Raw genomic sequence first — 17,813 nt, 5'->3', positions numbered from 1 at the left:
GGTGCTGCGATGACAAAGACCTACAGCCGTGAATACTGGGAAAACGCTCTTTCCGATCTCAAGCTGGAGGGCCGGCATTTCATCGACGGTGAGTGTCGCGATGCGCTGTCTGGTGAGACATTCATCCGTAAGCGGCCGATGGACGGCAAACCGGGTGCGGTTTTGGCACGCGGTGGAGTGGGTGATATCGATCTTGCCGTGGCTTCAGCGCGAGCTGCCTTCGAGAGTGGTGTCTGGTGGAGACAGGAGCCGCTGGAGAAGAAGCGGATCATGCTGAAATGGGCGGAGTTGATCCGCGCTCATGCGCAAGAGCTTGCGATGCTGGAGACGCTGGATGTCGGCAAGCCGGTGCTGGCGTCGCTGAATGTCGATGTCCGGCTTTGTGCCGACGGCATCCAGTTTTATGCAGAAATGATCGACAAGCTCTATGACGAGATCGCGCCGACCGGGCCGAATGCCCGGGCTCTGGTGCGCAAGGTGCCGCTCGGGGTGATCGGGGTGATTACACCGTGGAACTATCCGATGATCATCGATGCGTGGAAGCTCGGGCCGGCGATTGCTGCCGGCAATTCGGTGGTCCTGAAGCCGGCAGAGCAATCGTCGCTCACAGCCATCCGGCTGGCGGCGCTGGCGCTTGAAGCGGGGCTTCCGGCCGGTGTCTTCAATGTCGTGACCGGTTACGGCGAAGAGGCGGGCAAGCCGCTGGCGCTGCATATGGATGTCGACATGATCGCCTTTACCGGCTCGACCGAGGTGGGCAAACTGATCATGGGCTATGCGGCGCAATCCAACGTCAAGCGCGTGGCGCTGGAACTCGGCGGCAAGTCGCCGCTCGTCGTGTTTGAAGATGCCGATCTCGATGCGGCTGCCTCGGCCGTTGCGTGGGGCTGTTTCTACAATTCCGGCGAGACCTGCCATGCTTCGACAAGGCTTCTCGTTCAGCGCTCAGTGCAGGAGAGACTAATCGAGAAGATCGAGGCGGTGACGAAGAGCGATATCGCGCTGGCACATCCGTTCGAGCCGTCGGCGCAGATCGGCGCGCTGATCGAGGAAGCCCATATGCGAAAAGTGCTTGGCATGATCGCGGCCGGTGAGAAGGACGGTGCACGGCGTGCCTTCGGGGCCGAGCAGGTGATGTCGGAAACCGGCGGCTGGTACATCTCTCCCGGGGTGTTCGTCGATATGACCAACGATATGAATCTGGCGCGGCAGGAGATCTTTGGGCCGGTTCTGGCGGCAATCCCCTTCGATACGGAGGAAGAGGCGCTAAGGCTTGCCAATGATACGATCTACGGGCTGGCAGGCGCCGTGTTCACGAAGGACATGGACCGGGCACATCGCTTTTCCGAGGCGCTGCATGCCGGTACGGTGTGGATCAATAGCTATGACATGTCGAATTTCTCGACACCGTTCGGCGGCTTCAAACAGTCCGGTTTCGGGCGGGATCGCTCGGTGCATGCGATTGACAAGTATTGCGACTACAAGACGATCTGGCAGCAGTTCGGGTGAGGTTTTCTCGATCGCCTGTGGGTACATGCTGATGGTGAAGGGCGACCGGCTTGTGTGCGGATCCTCGGGTCAAGCCCGAGGATGACGGCTGAAAGTGAGTGCCATGGGTTACCAAATCAAGCGCTCCACAAACCGCAATGGTAGCGTTTGAGATTTGCCGCCAACCACAAACTCGTCATCCTCGGGCTTGACCCGAGGATCCAAGCACAAGCAGCCGAGAGACGCCTAGTCTGAAGTGGGAGAGGACCATATGCCCCGCATCACATCCATCGAGATCACCCATCACCGTCTCCCTCTCGATCCGCCATTCAAGGCGAGCTGGGATGGGCGCGCGCGGGGGCATTTCGATGCGACGATCGTCAGGGTGAGGGATAATGAGGGCCGTGAGGGGATCGGTTCGGGCGACCTGATGAAAGGGTTCGAGGGGCATGAAGACCTGTTTATCGGTGAGGATCCGCGGCATCTGGAGCGGCATTACGAGGTCTTGTCGCATATCAATTTTCACTATGGCCGCTGCTGGCCGCTGGATCTGGCGCTGTGGGATCTTTCCGGCAAGATTACCGGCGAGCCGGTATGGAGGATGCTTGGCGGGCGATCTGACAGGGTGAGGCTCTATGCGTCTTCCGGCGTGTTGCGTGAGCCTTCGGCGATGGCAGATCAGGCGGAGCGTTATATCGACGAAGGTTTTCCGGCAATGAAGGTGCGCTTTTCATCTTCCGCCGGTGGGCGGACCAGTTGGCGTGATGACGTGAAGGCGCTGGAAGCGATCAGGTCAAGGGTTGGGACCAGGCTGGAATTGTTGGTCGACTGTAACCAAGGCTGGCGCATGCCCTGGGATACGACCTTGCCCTGGAGCTTCAAGGATGCGCTTGCGGTTGCGAAGGAACTGGAGAAGCTCGGCGTCTACTGGATGGAGGAACCGCTGTTCCGTTCCGACAGAAAGGGGATGCAGGCTTTGAAGGAGGCGACGTCTGTCAGGATCGCAGGCGGCGAGATGACTCGTGAGCTTTACGAGTTTCGCGACATCATCGAGGAACGCGCCTTCGATGTGATCCAGCCGGATGTGGCACTGGTGGGCGGCATTACCGGTTGCCGGCGGCTGGTCTACCAGGCGCGCGAGGCGGGCGTGATGTTCACGCCCCATAGCTGGACGAACGGGATCGGAGTTCTCGCCAATGCGCATCTGACGGCAGGTGCGGGCGATGCGCCGTTTCTTGAATACCCTTACGACAATCCCGAATGGAGCGAGGCGCGGCGGGATTATCCGATGGTCTCGCCGCTCAGGCACCACGACGGCTGGCTGGAGCTGGGCGATGCGCCGGGCCTTGGCGTGGTGCTGGACGAGGAGCGTCTTTGCGCCACACGGATCGGCTGATTTCGCCATGGCGCCGTGATGCCGACCTGCTATGGTTGGTGCATTTCATGGAGTGATTGCGATGAAGATCGGTATTGTCGGTGCGGGCATGGTGGGCAGTTCGGCGGGCTTCGCGCTTGCGATTGCCGGTTATGCCAATGAGATCGTTTTCGTGGACAAGAATGAGGCGCTTGCGGTGGCGCAGGCCGAGGATATTTCCCATGCCGTACCGTTCATGTCTGCCACGCGGGTGAGGGCTGGCGGTTATGCGGATCTCGCCGGGGCCGGGATCGTGGTTCTTTCCGCCGGGGTCGGGCAGCGTCCGGGCGAGGGACGGCTCGAGCTTCTGGAACGCAATGCCGTCGTCATTCGCAGTATCGTCAGCGAGATTCTGGCGGTCGTGCCCGATCCTATCCTGCTGGTCGCGGCCAATCCCGTCGATGTCATCACCCACATCGCGGCAAAGATTTCCGGCCTGCCGCGCAACCGGGTGATCGGGTCGGGCACGATCCTCGATACGGCGCGGTTCCGCAGCCTGCTTGCCCGTCATATCGAAATCTCGCCGCAGTCCATTCCGGCCTTTGTGATCGGCGAACATGGGGACAGCGAAGTGCTCGCATGGTCCGGTGCGGTTGCCGGTTCGGCCGATCTCATCTCGTTTGCCGCGCAACTCGGCAAGCCGATCACCGAGGATGTCCGCAAGGCGATCGACCACGACGTGCGCAATGCCGCCTACAAGATCATCGAAGGCAAGGGGGCAACCTATTACGGCATCGGGGCCGGCATTGCCCGGATCGTCCGAGCGATCACGCGGGACGAGGGGTCGGTGCTTTCCGTCTCGATCCATACGGACCATGTCGCTGGCGTCGACAATGTGACGCTCTCCCTGCCGCGTGTCGTTGGCGCCCGTGGCGTCACGGCTGATTTGTTGCCGGATCTCGAACCGTCCGAGCAGCAGGCGCTGACACGCAGCGCTCAGATGCTCAAGGAGCTTTCCGACTCCCTGCATATCTGAGGCTTTGTCGAAACAGGTGTGGCCTGCAGGTACTGCCGGATTTGCCTGTTGGCAGGTTCGAGCAGGAAGAGATAGAACTTGTCCTGACGATGTCGAGGACGAGATGCTTGCAGGCCTACCCATGTATGACTGGCCGGAAATTTCGGCGGCCACGGACGAGTTCTGGACTTTGCTCAGGGGCTGTCTGTTGCGCCGGGGCATTGATGCGCCTGAAGCTTTGACGCGGCAGGATGATCTGGCCGGGATGTGGCATTCTCCCGATCTTGTCTTCGGACAGACATGTGCGCTTCCCTTTGCCATGGATCTTAATCGCCATGTCCGGCTGATCGGATCTCCCGCCTATGATATCGGCTGCGCGCCCGGCTGTTATTACAGCGTGCTGATCGTGCCGAAGGGCAGGTCCACGGAACTTGAGAGGTTTCGCGGGCCTGTCGTGATCAACGAGTTCAGTTCCCAGTCCGGCTTTGCAACGCTGATGCTGTCGCTCGTGGCGGCCGGCGTGGATATGAACGAGGTGAATGTTCGCGCATCCGGTGCGCATCGCGCCTCGATCAAGGCGGTGGCGAACGGTGAGGCGGAGCTTGCGGCGATCGATATCGTCTCCTTCACCCTGGCGAAGCGCTACACGCCGGAAGCTGATGCCGTCGAAGTGATTGGTTGCACGCGCCCGACGCCGGGAATGGCGTTGATCAGCGCGTTGCCAGATGTGGCGACCGACGGTCTTGCCAGTGCGTTCGAAGAGGCAGTTAAAATGCTTTCCCCTTCGCTTCGCCGCGAACTTCTGCTCATCGGTTTCCTGCGCCGAAATGCCGAAGATTACGTCGGCGTTGCCGAAGCGTGGCGTTCCATCGAGGGCCAGCTGCCATCAGATGCCGCCTATTCCCTCACATCTTTTGCGGTGCCGCAATGATCGACAAGCTGGAATTCTTCATCGTTCTGGCGCGAGAAGGTCATTTCGGGCGGGCTGCCGAGGAGTGCGGCATTGCCCAGCCTTCGTTGTCGGCCGCCATTCGCCAGCTGGAGGAACAGCTCGGTGTTCAGCTCGTGGTGCGGGGGTCCCGTTATCAGGGGCTGACGCCGGAAGGGCAGCGGGTTCTGGAGTGGGCAAAACGTATCGTCGGCGATGCCCGCACCATGCGCGAGGAGATGCGGGCGGCGCGCAAGGGGCTGGCGGGACATATCCGGCTTGCCGTCATTCCCACTGCGCTTGCCATGGTGCCGCGGCTGACGGAGCCGTTTCAGGCAAAACATCCGAACGTGACCTTCTCGATCGTCTCGCGAAATTCGCTGCAGGTTCTGTCGCAGCTCGACGATTTCGAGATTGATGCCGGGATTACCTATCTGGACAACGAGCCGCTCGGGCGCGTGACCAGCGTTCCGCTCTATTCTGAAAACTATACGCTCGTTACGGCTGAAGGGACGCCTCTCGCTGACCGGGAGAGTGTGAGGTGGGCCGAGATGGCGGATCTGCGGCTGTGCCTGCTGACGCCGGACATGCAGAACCGGCGGATTATCAACCAGCATCTTTCCAATGCAGGCGTGTCGATCACGCCGATGCTGGAATCGAATTCGATGGTCGTGCTGCTATCGCATGTGGCGACAGGCCGATGGGCCAGTATCATGCCGCGCAATGTCGCAAAATCCTTCGGCTTCACGCAGAGCCTCCGCATGATCCCAATTGTGGAGCCGGAAGCGAAACACATGGTGGGGCTGGTTGCACCTTATCGGGAGCCGTTTACTCCCCTAGTCTCTGCCCTGCTGCATGAGGCGAGGGGCCTCGGCAAGGACATGACAGAGATATAGTTTTCCCGGATCCACGATCGCAGTATGCGACTGGCGATCGATCACGGAAGCACTACGTGATAGTGGTGGCACCGAACGTAAACAGATGAGGCAATCGAGGAGAGGTCATGACCGGCTTCAGGACGACGATCGTGGCGCAGGAGATCATTCGCCGGAATGGCGTGGTCCGTGCAGGCTCGCGTGTGGTGCCTGCGGAAGTGCCGATCGCCTTTTCCTATGGTGGCTCCACCCATGCCGTCATGATGGGCACACCGGCGGATCTAGAAGACTTCGCCATCGGTTTCAGTCTGACGGAAGGCATCATCGCCTCAATGGCCGAGATCGAGGAGGTCACGGTTCTGGACGAGGGCCAGGGCCTCGACGTGCAGGTGCGGCTTGCGGAAAACAAGGAGGACGCGCTGCGCGCCCGGCGGCGGCATATGGCCGGGCCTGTTGGCTGCGGGCTCTGCGGCATCGAGTCGATCGAGCAGGCCATGCGGGTCGTTCCGGATGTCCGTGATGTTGGGGTGGTACTGACGCCTGAAGACATTACTGCAGCGATGGCAGCTTTGAACGGCGCGCAGCCTTTGCATGCCGAGACACATGCGGTTCACGGAGCAGGTTTTTTCATTCCCGGCGAGGGATTGATCGCTGTGCGCGAGGATGTCGGCCGGCATAATGCGCTCGACAAGCTTGCCGGAGCGGTGATCCGCGCTGGGCGAGAGGGTGGTCAGGGCATCGTCGTCGTCACCAGCCGTATCTCCGTGGAGATGGTGCAGAAGACGGCAATCCTTGGAAGCTCGACGCTCGTGGCGATCTCGGCACCGACAGCGCTTGCCATTCGTACCGCGGAAGAAGCCGGCATGACGCTCGTGGCGCTGACGCGCGGTGAGGATTTCGAGATATTTGCCGGTGCGGAGCGCATCGGCACGGGATCTGTCGCCGACGTCGCGTGATGCCTCTGGCCTGATGTCAGCGGCAGGGCAATTTTTATAAACGGAGATGCCTCCGTTTATCTTGCCAAACCGATCAATGTCGGTTATTGATGCGCCGTGCCTTTCGCGGATTGCGCAGTCCTGCGGCCGGGGCATCTTCTCATTTCACATAGCATATCTCCCAGATGGAGCCGTTCATGCGATACAATCAATTGGGCAATACAGGGCTGTTCGTATCCGAACTGTGCCTCGGCACGATGACCTTCGGCGAGGCCGACAATGCAGCCCTGTGGGGCAAGATCGCCGGCGTCGATCAGGATGCGGCCGACCAGATTCTCGACCGTTCGATCAAAGCTGGGGTCAATTTCGTTGATACGGCGGATGTCTATTCCTTCGGCACTTCGGAACAGATTCTCGGTCAGGCCATCCGCAATGTCGGCGTTGCCCGCAAGGACATCGTGATCGCAACCAAATTTCTAGGCCAGATGGGCGACAAGCCCAACGACCGTGGGGCCTCGCGCGGGCATATCATGGATTCGGTCGAGAAAAGCCTCGAGCGGCTGCAGGTCGATCATATCGATCTCTACCAGATCCATGGCACGGATACTGTCACGCCGATTGACGAGACGTTGAGAGCGCTCGACGATCTCGTTTCACGCGGGCTCGTTCGCTATATCGGGCTTTCCAACTGGGCAGCGTGGCGGATTGCCAAGGCGCTCGGCATTTCGGAACGGCGAGGTTTCTCCCGGTTCGAAACGGTGCAGGCCTATTATTCGATTGCCGGCCGTGACCTGGAGCGTGAGATCGTGCCGTTGATGCAGGAGGAAAAGCTCGGCCTCATGGTATGGTCGCCGCTCGCCGGAGGTCTGCTTTCGGGTAAATACGGCCCCGGCGCGCCCGGAAATGGCGAGGGACGGCGTCAGGAATTCGATTTCCCGCCGGTCGACAATTACCGCGCCTGGGCCTGCGTTGCCGCCATGCGGGAGATTGCGGCCAGGCATGAAACGAGCGTGGCTGCGGTGGCGCTGGCCTATATCCTTGCCAAGCCTTTCGTTACTAGCGTCATCATCGGCGCGAAGAGGATCGAGCAGCTGGATGAGAACCTGAAAGCCGTTTCGGTCAAGCTCGATGCCGAGGACCTGAAGAAACTCGATGAGGTTAGCGCGCTGATGCCGGAATATCCCGGCTGGATGCTGGAGCGGCAGGGTGTGGGCCGCCGCCCGGAGCCGTTCGAGCCAAAGGATTGAAATTGATGGGGAGGCTAACCTGGCCTCCCCATTTCCGTTTCAGCTCAAAAGTCTTCCCAGCCTGCGGCCTTCTTCAGATTGGCATGCGCCATCCGCAACGGGGCCGTTACGACATGTGCGGTTTGAGGAGCGATATGGGCGGCCGGTCGGGATGCGAGCCGTGTGCCTTCTCCGATATCGAACTGCATCAGCAGGTCGCGCAGGCTCTGTGCCTCGCTTGCCAGCGAATGGCTGGCCGCGGTCGTCTCTTCCACCATGGCGGCGTTCTGTTGGGTCGCCTGATCCATGTGGTTCACCGCCTGACTGATCTCGCGGAGGCTCGATGCCTGTTCGCGGGAGGCTTCGACGATGGCAGAGACGTTGTCGTGGATGCTGGCGACCTGGCCGAGAATATCGCGCAATGAGCCTCCCGTACGTCCGACAAGCTCGACACCGCCGGAAACCTGATGGCTGGAGGTATTGATCAGGGTCTTGATCTCCTTGGCGGCCTTGGCTGAGCGTTGCGCCAGTTCGCGGACTTCCTGGGCGACGACTGCAAATCCCTTGCCGGCCTCGCCTGCACGTGCGGCCTCGACACCGGCATTCAGTGCCAGAAGATTGGTCTGGAAGGCAATGTCGTCGATGACGCCGATAATGTTGGTGATCTCGTTGGACGATTTCGCGATCTCGTCCATGGCGGCGATTGCCTGCTGGACGACAAGGCCGGACTGTTCGGCATTCTGGCGTGTGTTGGTGACAAGCCGTCCGGCTTCTTCGGCGCGATGACTGGAATCGCCGACCGTGCGGGTGATTTCTTCCAACGCCGCTGCAGCTTCCTCCAGCGATGCGGCCTGCTGCTCGGTGCGTTTTGCCAGTTCTTGAGACGCGTCGCGGATTTCACTCGATGCAGAGGCGATGCCGGAAGCGTTCTGCGAGACGACCTTCATCGCGTCACGCAGCTTGGCGGCGACCGAGTTGAAATCCTGGCGGGTCGATTCCATGCTGGGCACGAAGCGGGTTTCGATCGATTGATCGAGCTTGCCGTCAGCCAGATCGCGAAGACCCGTGCCGAGCATGCCGATCGCGCTCATGCGCGGGGTCACGTCGGTGGCGAATTTCACCACCTTGCACACCTTGCCGTTCAGATCGGTGATAGGGTTATAGGCCGCCTGGATCCAGATCTCCTTACCACCCTTGCCGTAACGGACGAATTCATCGGCAATGAATTCTCCATTGGCGAGGCGCGGCCAGAATTCCGCGTAGTCCTGTGATGCGGCGTAGCCGGGTTCGCAGAACATCCGGTGATGCTTGCCCTTGATCTCCGACAGGTCGTAACCGAGGCCGGCGCAGAAGTTTTCGTTTGCCTCCAGGATCGTGCCATCTGGGAGAAATTCGATGACAGCCTGCGAGCGGCTGATGGCGGAAAGCTTGGCGGCGTCTTCGGTTGCCTTGATCTTCGCTGCGGTTATATCGGTTGCGAGCTTGATGACCTTGTAGGGCTTGCCGCCGCGCGAAACAGGGTTGTAGGAGGCCTGGATCCAGATCTCGCGGCCGGACTTGGTGATCCGCTTATATTCTTTGGCGTCGAAATTTCCGGCTGCAAGATTGGCCCAGAAAGCCTTGTATTCGGCCGATGCGACATAGTCCGCTTCGCAGAAGATGCGATGGTGTTTTCCCTTGATCTCTGCAAGCGAATAACCGAGCGCCTCGCAGAAATTGGGATTGGCGTTTAGGATGTTTCCGCCAAGATCGAATTCGATGACTGCTTGCGATCGCGATATCGCGGCGAGAGTGTCCAGCGCACCTGCCGTCTTGCCCAGTCCCAGCATTGAGTGTCCCTCAGACGTAACCTTGTGGCGGCTACTGCCATATAGTCAATGGAGGTTGCGCTTCAGACAACGCGCTGAACTTCCACTTATATTAGGACATCAAAAAATTAATGCGACCTTTATTAAAACTACAATTATTAGCCAGGAAATAATAAGAGCCGCATTTTCGCGGCTCTTTGACTTGGTTTTGCTGTAAAAGCTTGCCTCAGGCGGCAATATCTTCCATCTCGGTGCCCTTGAACATCTTGGCGAGGTTCAGGAAGCAGATCATGCCGTGCTCGTTGGCGATGATGCCTTCGGAGAAGGACTTGTCGAAGGATGCGGAGACTTCCGGAACCGGCTGAACCTGGCTCGAGGGAATGGTGAGGATGTCGGAGACGCGGTCAACGAGCATGCCGATGACCATGTTGTGTACTTCGGCGACGACGATCGCGCTGCGCTCGTTGGCAACAGTGCTCTTCATGCCGAGCTTGTAGGCAAGGTCGATGATCGGAATGACCGAGCCGCGCAGGTTCATGACGCCGATGACGTCCTTCGGTGCATGCGGGAGCGGCGTGGACGGTGCCCAGCCGCGGATTTCGCGGATCGTCGTCGTCTTGACGCAGAATTCCTGATCGTGAAGACGGAAGGCGATGATCTCAAGCATTTCGCCGTTATACATGGTGGAATTGATCGTGGTCGCCATCAGAAATGCCCCAGCTGTCCGTTGCCCGCATGGTGGTCACCGCGCCTGACGAATTCAGGTGCAAATCCCATCACGTCGCAATCCGGCGCCGAAGCACGGCGAATCTCAGATTGCGCGATGCCGACTTTAATCGAGGATTATTTCTCAAACATAAATCATAGAACGCAAAATCGCGGTCTAGAGGCTAAGGCCTTAATATTCTTTCTCGTAGAAGATACCGGCCTTGCCGCCCTCGGTGCCTGCTCCTGCCTTGAGCTTCACGCCGCGGCCGACATCGAGATTGATCGTCGCCTGCGCCCCACCTTCGCCGCCCTGTTCTACCTGAAGATAGGTGCGGTTATTGATGTAACGGCCAACCGAAACGGTTGTCTGACCGGTTGCATCGGTGTTGACGTCCAGATCATCGACGCCGAGATTGCTGCGCAACGTCTGCAGAAGCGAGGTCGAGCCGCCGCCGGCAAGCTGGCTAACAGCATCTGCCAGCTGGGCGATCTGCAGCGGCGACAACCGTGACATAGACTGGCCGAAGATCAGCTGTGCCAAAACTTCATCCTGCGGCAGGGCAGGGGAGGAAGAAAAGGCGATGGTCGGGTCGTCGGCCATTCCGGTTACACCGACTGTGATCGTCGTGGAGCCGGATGTCGTGTCGGCCGACATGTTGAGGACCGGGATCAGGCCACCGCCGAAAGTGATATCGCCCTCGGTGAAATCGAGACGTTTGGTCAGAATGATGATACGGCCGCGGCGCATTTCGAAGCCGCCCGATACCTGTGGCTCGATCGCCGTGCCTGCGACGGTCAGTTCCCCGCCGAGCTCCGCATCGATGCCGCGGCCGCGGACGAAGATGCCGTTTGGTGCGCGTACCTTGAGTTCGAGCCTGATGGGGTTAGAGCTGCCCGATGCCTGTTTCGGCCTGATCTCTTCCATCTGTCGCAGAACTGCAGCCGGTGCGTTGCGGTGCCTAATATCGATCGAACGGAGCGAGGTCGGGAGCTTGGCCGGAACGGTGATCGAAGCCTTGGTCAGCGCGATGTCGCCGCCCAGTATGGGGCCGGACATCACCGGACCCTTGAATGTGAGAGTGCCGTCTGCCGTGATCGCAAACAGGGTGCCATCGGCATAACTCGCCTGGGCCAGCCTGATCGTCAGGTCTGCGGGGAAGCCGGATGCGGGTTCGATGCCGACGGTGCCATCAACTGTGACGGTGCCGCCGCCTGATAGCGAACCCGAGATGCCCGAGAGACGTGCGGTCTTGCCGTCCAATGCGATATTGGCGGTAAGCGAATTGATCGCGAGGTTTCGGCGGACATCAATGAAGCGCGAGCCGGATGTGACAAGCGTGCCGGTAATCGCCGGAGACGCTGCATTGCCTCGGACTGCGATATCGACATTGCCGGTGCCTTCCAGAATGAAGCCCTGGGCGGAAAGCTGACCTGCAAGAATGGAGAAGGGAAGGCTGCCGGAGAATTTGAGATCGAGCGGCCGGTCACCGGTAATCACGGCTGTGCCCCCGCCCGAGAGCGCGATGCCTCCTCCGCCGGAAAGGCGAGTGTCGACGGTAACGCGGCCATCCTGAAATGTGCCCTCAGCGGTTATGTCGACCGCTGCAACGCCGGCAGTCGAGGTCTGGCTGACGGCTGCATTGTCCCAGCGGAGATTGTAACGGACTGCAGGTGCCTGAGGCGTGCCGGTGGCTGTAACGGTGCCGGAAATCATGCCCTCGGCGCCGAGACTGGGAACGAAGGAATTGGCGATACTGGCGGGAATAGCCTTGGCGCGGGCATTGATATTCAGTGCCGGGCCACCGTTCGCGTTGAGAAGCACCTTGCCGTCGGCGGTGATTTCCATGCCGCCGCTGCCGGCAATGCGCGTTTCGTCTAGTGTGACTGCGCCATCTGCAAAGGTGCCGGTCGCAGAGATGCGAAACGGACTGATGCCAGCGTCGCGCATCTGGCGAAGCTGGGCATCACTCCATTCTAAATCATATCGTATTGCGGGAGCAGAGCTTGTGCCCGTTGCATTGATCGTGCCCGAAATGTTGCCTGCCGCGTGGATGGTGGGCAGGAAGGTGTTGAGCAGGCTTGCCGGCAGCGCATTGATCGTTGCGGCCACATCGAGCGTGGAGCCGGCCGTCCCGTTTACAGAAACGCTGCCAGTGCCGGTCGCAAGGGTGAGGTTTGACAGGCGTGCGCCGCCGTTCTCGATGACGATGCGTGTCGGATTTTCCAGACGTACCGGGATCTTGCGCGGTGTTGCCTCGAAATTCTGCAGGCCGATGGCAAGACCATTTGCGGTTTCGATCGTCGCCTTGGTGGTCAAAGGCGCGCCGTCGTAATTGGCTGACAGGTCGATCGAGGTCGTTGTGCCGGAGTGATCCAATCCGACATTCAGGCCTTCAAGGAAAATGCTGTCGGTTCCAAGACGCGCGGCACGGATAGAGCCCTGTGCGGCGATCGTCTTGATGTCCGGTATGGTCAGGTCGATTGCCGGCTGCACCAGGCCTGCATTGCCGCGTCGAATTGCCGAACCGTTCGCCTTGATGACGGCACCGGTTGTCTGGCCTTCGCGATTGAAGGTGACGGAACCCTTGAGATCACCCTGGGCCTGCTGAGCGGCCAGCGCTGCAAGCAGCGATACGTCGGGGAAATCGAACTGGAGCTGGCCGGACGGCATGAATTCCGGCGAGAAGGTCAAGGCACCGGTCAGCTTGTTCGGGCCGATTTCGGCATTGATCGCCGGTGCCTGGGTTTCGCCGTTCGCCGATGCCAGGTCGCTGCTGATGCGGATCGGCTTGCTGTCGATCGAGCCGTTGACGGTAAGGCGGCCCTGCGGCGCATCGGGATTTGCCGTGCCTTCTAGGATGAGGCTCAGGTCTTCCAGCCTGCGACCGGCAAGCCGGGCTTCGGCTGAATTGATGACGGCTCTGACATTCGCGCCGGTCAGTGGGCCCTTCGCGGAAATATCGAAGCCTGCGGCGCCTTCTGCGTCACCCAGCCAGCGCTTGATATCCGGCAGGCGACCCGCAAGCCGGCCGGAAACGTTGCCGTTTTCCATCAGCACGTTGCCATGGGCTTCGAGCGCGTTCGACTTGATAACGAGGTTTTCCAGGCTCATGCGGCCGCCCTGAACGACGTCCACATATCCTTCTGCAGCGATGGCACCTTCGAAGCGTGGCGCGAGTGCCGGCGGCAGGATGCTCGGATTGGCCGAAAGGCGGAAATTGCCGGTCACCGCCTGCTTGGATGTGTCGTAGGCACCGCTGACGGTGCCGTTGAAGCCTGCGCTTTCGAAGGTGGCGGCATCAAGCCCGATGGCGGGTGGCGCAAGGCGCAGCGGTGCATCGAGCGTTACCGGTCCCCGGACCATCCGGCCGATATCGGCGTTGGCGAAGTTCAGTTCGCCGACGGTGAAGCGGCTGCGGATGCTGCCTGCACGAGCAATCAGATCAAGGTCTTCGCTTTCCGCCTGAAGCCGGATCTGGCGGAACCGCCCTTGCGGAATCTCGGCATAGGGGAGGGATGCGGTCGCGTTGAAGCGCGCGGCCGCGGCGGCGCCGGTCAGGGTAAAATTCAGGGTTTCGAGCGAAAAACGGCTTGGCTGGCCGTTGATCGGCCATGCCACTTCGACCGGTCCCTTGGTGCCAGCAAGGCTTGCAGTCAGGCTGTTGTCACCCTTGGGGTCCCACGCGCCCTTGGCGGAAATGCGTACGGCACCCGAGGTCAGCTGGCCGCGCTGGAAATCGACGCGGCCCGATTTCGAATAGGTTGCCGCGATATCGATATCGGTCGTGCCATCGAACAGGTCGCGAAGTGCGGGCGGCATCAGAGTGGCAAGCTGGCCGCCGCCTTTGACCTCGACGCGGTGCCCGCCATTATCGACCATCACATGCCTACCATCGACCGAGATAACCGGCTGGCCGTCGACATTCCCGGAAAGCTTGCCAGCCCAGTTGGACAGCGGGCCTTCGCCGTCGAGGGCGAGCTGAACAGCAGGAGCGCCGGGTAGCCGCAGCAGGCGTGCGAGAAGCCCGCCCTGTGGCTCGGATACCGATGCCTTGAGTGTCAGGCGATTTTCGGAGGGAGCATAAACGATGTCGGCAAGCGCTCTGGCATCCGGCTCATCCTTGCGGGTCGCCTGAAGATCTAGCGCGATATTCGGCCCCGTCGCATCGATCGAGCCTTTCAGCGAAAGTGCGAAGTCACGGCCCGATAGCGCTTGAGCGAGATTGATGTCCGGCAGGTCGAGCTGTGCGACCCTGATGCCGACGGGCAATGTCGTGCCCCCCGACGAAGTCGTGGTTGTGGCGGGCTTTGCAGCGGTTGGTTCCGGTGGACGATAGACATCGATCGCGCCTGCGGTGATGCGGTCTGCACGGAACTCGCCGGTGATCAGCGCTGTCGGCGACCAGTCGATCTCGATGCCGTTGATCTGGGCGTAAGGGCCTTTGCTGTCGGACAGCGTCAGTGCGCCGACGCGAAGGTCACCCGTCAGCAGGCCTTCGGGCCGTGTGAATGTGATCGAGCGATCGGGAGTGGACACAAGTGACGATATGCGGCTGGCAGCGATATCGCCGCCCACGGGCGTGAAGGCGACGAAGAGAACAACGCCGAGCGCCATGACGAAAAGAACGCCGATTGCCGCGATTGCGGCTCTCAATGTCCATTTCAGGAGGCGGACGATGAATGTCATAATTGTGTTGCTGCCTCTTTAGAAAGCCTGGCCAATGCCAGCGTAGATACCGAAAGAATTTCCACCGTCATAGCGCCTGAGTGGAACTGCGAAATCCAAGCGAATTGGACCAAAGGGCGTTGCATAACGCAAACCCAATCCTGCACCCGCGCGAATATCAGAGAAATCAGGCACGATTTCGGTTGCTACCGTTCCGACGTCTATAAACGGAACAATGCCGATATTCTCTGACACTTTTACGCGCGTTTCGAAAGACGCCAAAACGTAAGAGCGGCCACCTACCGCATCGTCATCGTCATTATAGGGCGATATCTCGCGATAGCTGTAACCACGCACCGATCCGCCCCCGCCCTGGTAGAAGCGACGGGTTACCGGAATATCCTGCAAGTCGCCTGTTCCGACCAATGTGCCAGCACCCAGCCGGGCTGCGAGAACCACCTTGTCTTCGGCGCCAAGCCCATAATAACCTGCGATGGAGCCTTCGAATGACGAGAAGACATTGCCCTTAAGTGCCTCATAACTCGGTTTGGCGGAGACTGTTCCGTAATAGCCCTCGGTCGGATCAAGCTTGTTGTCTCGCGTGTCGCGCTCGAAGGATACCGGCAGGCTGAAGGTCAGGTAGTCATTGCGATCAAACGCGTCGTCGGCGCGGATGTAGGAGATCTCGCCGCCACCAGTGACCTTGTCGGTGGCGTTAAGTTCGTAAGCGATGCCGGCGGAATAGGTGATCGACTGGGCTTCGTAGATGTCTTCGGGATTTTCGCTCTTGGCTTCGAGCTTGGAGACGAAGGTCGCTTCCGGGACGTAGAAACCGGGTTTGGTGAAGGTGATGCCGGCGGAGTAATCGAATGTCGTCACGTCTGTCGTGGCGCCGATGCCGGAAACAGCCCCCTCAAGCCGCAGCGATTCCGCCTGGCCGAACAGGTTGCGATGTCCCCAATATCCCTGAACCCCTGCGCCATCAGTCGACGCGTATTCAAGACCAAAGCCGAAATAGCGAAACTTGCCTTCGGATACTTCGATCGCAAGCGGCAGGGAACCATCGGGAGCCAAGCTGTCTGCTTCATGGATGGTGATGCTGGAGAATACGCCAAGCTGGCGTAGACGTTCCGAGGCTTTTTTGAGCTGTTCCGGGGAGTAGCGTTCGCGCCGGTCGAGACGGGAGTAACTCTGGATGAAGTCAGGATTGACGGCCCGAGCGCCCTTGACCGTTACTGTGCCGAACGGCGCTACGGGGCCGCCGACGGCGCCAAGCACCACATCGACTGTCCTCTTTGCATGATCTGCCGTGATCTGTCGCTGGAGAGGATGGGCAAGCGGGCGCCCCTCTTCTTTCAAATCGACAACGATCTTTTCGCCGGCTTTCAGGATGATCAGCGAGCCGGCCGGTCCGCCCGGTTCCAGATCGTAATCAGCAGGGTTTCTACCCGCCGCGTCTCCCTCGAAGCGCACTGCGCCGAGCTTGAATTCGGGACCGGGCGTCACATTCACGGTTACCGGAACAGGCTTGGAATGGTCGAATGTCGGATTAGGGGGGAGCTGGTCGATATCGGTTCCGGCGATCGATATGTTGACGATACCGCCGTATCGGGCTTCTTCGTAAAGAACGGCCACCAGGCGGTCCCGGTCTTCGCGCGCCTTGACGATGATGCCGAGATCACCGGAAACCGGCTTTTCGTCGTCATTCACAAGTGCGGCGGCCGATTTCAACCGGTCAGCCAGGTCGCCGTCCGCGTCGCCTGTTTCGATCGTTGCTTCATAACGAACCGGATCGATGACTTCGACGGTTTCCTCGTCGCTGCCGAACAACGTGATGCCGAAAATCTTGAATGCGTATGCCTCCGGCGCAAAGACGGGCGAAAGAGCCAGGCTACCAGCCAGCAAGCAGGCCAGACTTCTCCGCCGGCTGCTCCAGTCGCTCATCCTCCCAGCTTTTCTCTTTTCCATACGCAGACTTAAGTATCGCAGCTGTCGGTGAAGACCCTCATGGTCGCTTGAAACCTCTGTACCCGGAAAATCCTAAAAGGGGTACCCTTGATCTCGGCTGCATGATGATTTGATGAAATAAAAGGCCCCGAAGCTGGCTTCGGGGCCACATATTTGAAATATCTGACGTTATGTCGGTTCCTGCGCTTTAATAACGGCGCGGGCAATCGTCGATGTAGCGGCGACCATAGCGGTCGCGATAGTAGCACTGGCCCGGCTGCTCGGAGACATTGCCAATCAGCGCACCGGCCACGCCGCCAACGGCTGCGCCGACTGCCGCGCCGCGAACGTTGCCGGTGGCAACGCCACCGATAATGGCGCCTGATGCAGCTCCAATGCCAGCTCCCTGCTCGGTCGCCGTGCAACTTGCGAGCGATGCGCCCACCATCAACATAATCAGAGCCTTCTTCATGGCTTCCTCCAGTTCCGTTTCGTCGCAACCATTCCCTGACGGCGCTACGTTTCCGTTGGAACAATAGGTCTCGCTTGTAAAGAGTCCATATGAGTAATGTATTTTATTGTTCGGATTGCCGAAAACGATGCAAGAATGCTGCCCAGGATAGTGGCGAGGCCGGTTCTTCAATCACTGTCTGTCAACGTTGATTGTGTCCAATTGGAGCAAATTTATTCGCCAGATGCTTGATGTGGGTCAATCTTCACATTTCGGCTACCGCTAAGATTCGGATTGGAATAAATCTAAAATGGGCCTATTGCCGCAGGCAAGCGCAAGCAGCCTCTTTCGGGTTGACGAAGAAGATGGCAAAAATCAAAAAAAGGCCTGACGCAGGTTTTGGAGCGTAAGC

11 protein-coding genes and 1 pseudogene are annotated in these 17,813 nt (G+C 59.7%); 7 read left to right on the top strand and 5 right to left on the bottom strand.

All coding sequences use genetic code 11. The annotated features are described in order from the left end of the window. Window positions 1-9 precede the first annotated feature (9 nt). From JZX87_RS22585 to JZX87_RS22555, 7 genes are all read left to right on the top strand, one after another. Window positions 10-1,509 carry an aldehyde dehydrogenase family protein gene (locus JZX87_RS22585; protein ID WP_206828144.1) on the top strand — a complete coding sequence of 500 codons (1,500 nt, stop codon included), beginning with the start codon at window positions 10-12 and terminating at the stop codon, window positions 1,507-1,509. Between the two features lie 250 nt (window positions 1,510-1,759). Further along, window positions 1,760-2,884 (top strand): mandelate racemase/muconate lactonizing enzyme family protein, encoded by a 1,125-nt coding sequence (locus JZX87_RS22580; protein WP_206828143.1) that lies wholly within the window; start codon window positions 1,760-1,762, stop codon window positions 2,882-2,884. A 61-nt stretch (window positions 2,885-2,945) separates the two neighbouring features. Next, on the top strand, window positions 2,946-3,878 hold the full coding sequence (locus tag JZX87_RS22575) for an L-lactate dehydrogenase (RefSeq protein WP_183828344.1): 933 nt from the start codon (window positions 2,946-2,948) through the stop codon (window positions 3,876-3,878). A gap of 103 nt (window positions 3,879-3,981) precedes the next feature. Continuing rightward, on the top strand, window positions 3,982-4,788 hold the full coding sequence (locus tag JZX87_RS22570) for a phosphate/phosphite/phosphonate ABC transporter substrate-binding protein (RefSeq protein ID WP_206828142.1): 807 nt from the start codon (window positions 3,982-3,984) through the stop codon (window positions 4,786-4,788). Further along, on the top strand, window positions 4,785-5,681 hold the full coding sequence (locus JZX87_RS22565; RefSeq protein ID WP_206828141.1) for a LysR family transcriptional regulator: 897 nt from the start codon (window positions 4,785-4,787) through the stop codon (window positions 5,679-5,681). The genes JZX87_RS22570 and JZX87_RS22565 overlap by 4 nt, the downstream gene beginning before the upstream one ends. A 107-nt stretch (window positions 5,682-5,788) precedes the next feature. Next, window positions 5,789-6,616, top strand: coding sequence for a formate dehydrogenase accessory sulfurtransferase FdhD (gene fdhD / locus JZX87_RS22560; protein ID WP_206828140.1), 828 nt, complete (start codon window positions 5,789-5,791; stop codon window positions 6,614-6,616). Between the two features lie 176 nt (window positions 6,617-6,792). Then, window positions 6,793-7,842 carry an aldo/keto reductase gene (locus JZX87_RS22555; RefSeq protein WP_206828139.1) on the top strand — a complete coding sequence of 350 codons (1,050 nt, stop codon included), beginning with the start codon at window positions 6,793-6,795 and terminating at the stop codon, window positions 7,840-7,842. Window positions 7,843-7,886: 44 nt separating this feature from the next. Here the strand turns inward: JZX87_RS22555 and JZX87_RS22550 are convergent, their stop codons facing one another. The 5 genes and pseudogenes from JZX87_RS22550 to JZX87_RS22530 all read right to left on the bottom strand — a co-directional run bounded on the left by JZX87_RS22550 (window position 7,887) and on the right by JZX87_RS22530 (window position 17,422). Next, window positions 7,887-9,650: a methyl-accepting chemotaxis protein gene (locus JZX87_RS22550; protein ID WP_206828138.1), complete on the bottom strand. Its 1,764-nt coding sequence runs from the start codon at window positions 9,648-9,650 to the stop codon at window positions 7,887-7,889. A 205-nt stretch (window positions 9,651-9,855) separates the two neighbouring features. After that, entirely contained in the window at window positions 9,856-10,335 is a 480-nt protein-coding gene (locus JZX87_RS22545; protein WP_148148187.1) for a chemotaxis protein CheW, read from the bottom strand. 192 nt (window positions 10,336-10,527) lie between these two features. After that, window positions 10,528-11,748, bottom strand: a pseudogene (locus tag JZX87_RS32055) (translocation/assembly module TamB domain-containing protein); the annotation flags it as partial. Window positions 11,749-15,042: 3,294 nt separating this feature from the next. Continuing rightward, window positions 15,043-16,971 carry an autotransporter assembly complex protein TamA gene (locus JZX87_RS22535; protein WP_206828135.1) on the bottom strand — a complete coding sequence of 643 codons (1,929 nt, stop codon included), beginning with the start codon at window positions 16,969-16,971 and terminating at the stop codon, window positions 15,043-15,045. A 187-nt stretch (window positions 16,972-17,158) separates the two neighbouring features. Continuing rightward, entirely contained in the window at window positions 17,159-17,422 is a 264-nt protein-coding gene (locus JZX87_RS22530; protein ID WP_148148190.1) for a YMGG-like glycine zipper-containing protein, read from the bottom strand. Window positions 17,423-17,813: the final 391 nt, after the last annotated feature.

The organism is Agrobacterium sp. Ap1 (genome assembly GCF_017313375.1).
Classification (GTDB): Bacteria; Pseudomonadota; Alphaproteobacteria; order Rhizobiales; family Rhizobiaceae; genus Neorhizobium; species Neorhizobium cellulosilyticum.
Note: the sequence above shows the minus strand (reverse complement) of the source record. Positions and strands in the feature narration are given on the sequence as shown.

Excerpts from the sequence above, each read along its gene's own strand:
- JZX87_RS22575 (WP_183828344.1), top strand. The coding sequence starts at position 2,946 with ATGAAGATCGGTATTGTCGGTGCGGGCATGGTGGGCAGTTCGGCGGGC.
- JZX87_RS22555 (WP_206828139.1), top strand. The coding sequence starts at position 6,793 with ATGCGATACAATCAATTGGGCAATACAGGGCTGTTCGTATCCGAACTG.
- JZX87_RS22585 (WP_206828144.1), top strand. The coding sequence starts at position 10 with ATGACAAAGACCTACAGCCGTGAATACTGGGAAAACGCTCTTTCCGAT.
- JZX87_RS22565 (WP_206828141.1), top strand. The coding sequence starts at position 4,785 with ATGATCGACAAGCTGGAATTCTTCATCGTTCTGGCGCGAGAAGGTCAT.
- JZX87_RS22535 (WP_206828135.1), bottom strand. The coding sequence starts at position 16,971 with ATGGAAAAGAGAAAAGCTGGGAGGATGAGCGACTGGAGCAGCCGGCGG.
- JZX87_RS22545 (WP_148148187.1), bottom strand. The coding sequence starts at position 10,335 with ATGGCGACCACGATCAATTCCACCATGTATAACGGCGAAATGCTTGAG.
- JZX87_RS22550 (WP_206828138.1), bottom strand. The coding sequence starts at position 9,650 with ATGCTGGGACTGGGCAAGACGGCAGGTGCGCTGGACACTCTCGCCGCG.
- JZX87_RS22580 (WP_206828143.1), top strand. The coding sequence starts at position 1,760 with ATGCCCCGCATCACATCCATCGAGATCACCCATCACCGTCTCCCTCTC.
- fdhD (WP_206828140.1), top strand. The coding sequence starts at position 5,789 with ATGACCGGCTTCAGGACGACGATCGTGGCGCAGGAGATCATTCGCCGG.
- JZX87_RS22570 (WP_206828142.1), top strand. The coding sequence starts at position 3,982 with ATGCTTGCAGGCCTACCCATGTATGACTGGCCGGAAATTTCGGCGGCC.
- JZX87_RS22530 (WP_148148190.1), bottom strand. The coding sequence starts at position 17,422 with ATGAAGAAGGCTCTGATTATGTTGATGGTGGGCGCATCGCTCGCAAGT.